The organism is Bradyrhizobium sp. (genome assembly GCF_019244115.1).
Lineage (GTDB): Bacteria > Pseudomonadota > Alphaproteobacteria > Rhizobiales > Xanthobacteraceae > Bradyrhizobium.
In genome coordinates this window covers 1-2043 of record NZ_JAFATE010000383.1, presented here as the reverse complement: position 1 = coordinate 2043, position 2043 = coordinate 1, and the positions used below count along the sequence as shown (strand labels likewise).

The following is a 2043-nucleotide window of genomic DNA, read 5'->3' as shown; positions in this document are numbered from 1 at the left end:
TGCGCATCATTGCGCATGCGAAGGTCAAGACCGATAAGATCGACGCCGGCGTTCTCGCCCAGCTTTACACAGCGGCTTTTTGCCGGAGGTGTGGATCCCGGGTGAGCCAACCCAGGCGTTGCGTCGGCAGGTGACACGACGCAATCAGGTCGCCCGCCAGCGATCGCGGCTGAAAAACATCATACAATCGATCCTGCACAGCCACTTGATCCCGTCCTGCCCCCATCAGGATCTATGCGGACCAAAAGGTCGAGCCTGGCTTCTAATCAGGTCGTGCCAGGGGACGAACGGTTGGCGATCGAACGGCACTTGCGTCAGTTCGATCGGCTCGGCGAGGACCTCAAAGTCATTGAGCAGGATCTCGCGCGCTCGGCCTTAGCCGATGACAGCGTCAAACGGCTGATGACAATTCCTGGCATCGACATGGTCGTTGCCCTCGCTATGACGGCAGCCATCGGCGAAATCGGCCGCTTCGAGCGACCGGAAAAGCTTGTGAGCTACCTGGGCCTGAACCCCAGTGTCCGGCAATCGGTCCCGGACCGGCTTACCACGGCCGGATTACGAAACAGGGTCGCGGCCACGCTCGCGGCATGCTGGTGGAGGCGGCTTGGGCAGCGGTGCGGGCACCCGGTCCGCTGCGGGCCTTCTTTCTGCGCGTGCGCGGCCGGCGCGGTCAGCATGTCGCCGCTGTCGCAACTGCGCGCAAACTTGCCGTTCTAATCTGGCATCTGCTGACCAAAAACGAGAGCTACGTTTGGGCCCGCCCGGCGTTGCATGCCAGAAAATTGCGCGACCTTGAACTCAGAGCAGGCCACAAGGGGATGCGCGGTCGCAAAGGCGCGGCGCACGCTTACAACGAAAGACACCAGCGTGAGGCGGAGCGCCAATGGGTTGAACAGGCGGAAGACGCCTACAAGCGCTTCGTTGCCGCCTGGAGGCCAAAAGGGCCAAAGCGGGTGCGCACGGGCGCCTCACCTGGGGAGCGACGATAAGGGCTGCGCGGCAGGGTCTCACCCCATCCCTACTCTTCGCCACGAGGTCGCCTGTGCGCTCGCTGAGCATACCGCAGTTACCGCAAAAAAGTCCTTGTCGATTACATCAGTCGTCCAAGGGTGGTTGGGTTTGGTGCGGCTGTGATCGATATCCTCGACCGCGAGATAGAGCTCATACTCGTGGCTTTCCCGACCACAGAACTCGGTGCCGCGATCGGTCAGCACGCGGCATAGCCGGATGCCGTGCTCTTCGTAGAATGGCACCACCCGGTCATTGAGGATCTCGGCGGCGGTGATCGGCGTCTTGCGATCATAGAGTTTGGCGAAGGCGACCTTCGCATAGGTGTCGATGAAGGTCTGCTGGTAGACCCGGCCGACACCCTTCAGCGTGCCGACATAGAAGGTGTCCTGCGCGCCGCAGTAGCCGGGGCACTCGCTCTCGAACTCGCCATGCGCCTCTTTGTCCGCCTTCGCTTTCTCGAGCGCAGTGATCTGCGCCTCGGTCAACAGGATGCCATCCTGCGCCGCTTTCGCTTCGAGCGCTTTGAGGCGGTGCTTCATCGCGGTCAGGTCGTGGCGCTGCCACACGCAGCGCACGCCGGCGGGCGAGATCGACAACCCGCGTCGCTTCAGCGCCTCCGAGACCCGCACCTGACCCCAAGCCGGCTGCTCGACCGCGATTGCAACGACCGCTTCTTCGATTTCCGGTGCGGTGCGGTTCTTCAGGATCGGCTTCTTCCGGCTGATCTCCTGCAGCGCCAGCTCGCCGCCTTTGTCGTACAGCTCCTTAAAGCGATAGAAGCTGTCGCGGCTGTACCCCATCATCTTGCAGGCCTGGCTGACATTGCCGAGCTGTTTGGCGAGCTCCAGCAGGCCCACTTTCGCCCGAATAATCTTCTGCTCTTGCGTCATGTCGTGATCTCCGTTCCGCCGGTCGGGCGGGCGCGGTTCCCGTTGGATGAGAACCGCGCCGCCCGCCGGCTTCGCTTCGGAAACCAACAACGAATGTCAGATTAAGTCCAAGCTTTTACAGGTCAGCGCTCTCCTACTC

2 pseudogenes are annotated in these 2043 nt (G+C 62.2%); one reads left to right on the top strand and one right to left on the bottom strand.

Annotated features, from left to right (window positions below):
• Positions 1 to 992, top strand: a pseudogene (locus JOZ76_RS16785) (IS110 family transposase); the annotation flags it as partial.
• A gap of 75 nt (positions 993 to 1067) precedes the next feature.
• On the opposite strand, the pseudogene JOZ76_RS16780 reads toward JOZ76_RS16785, so the two are convergent.
• A pseudogene (locus JOZ76_RS16780) lies at positions 1068 to 1904 on the bottom strand (helix-turn-helix domain-containing protein); the annotation flags it as partial.
• Between the last annotated feature and the right edge of the window lie 139 nt (positions 1905 to 2043).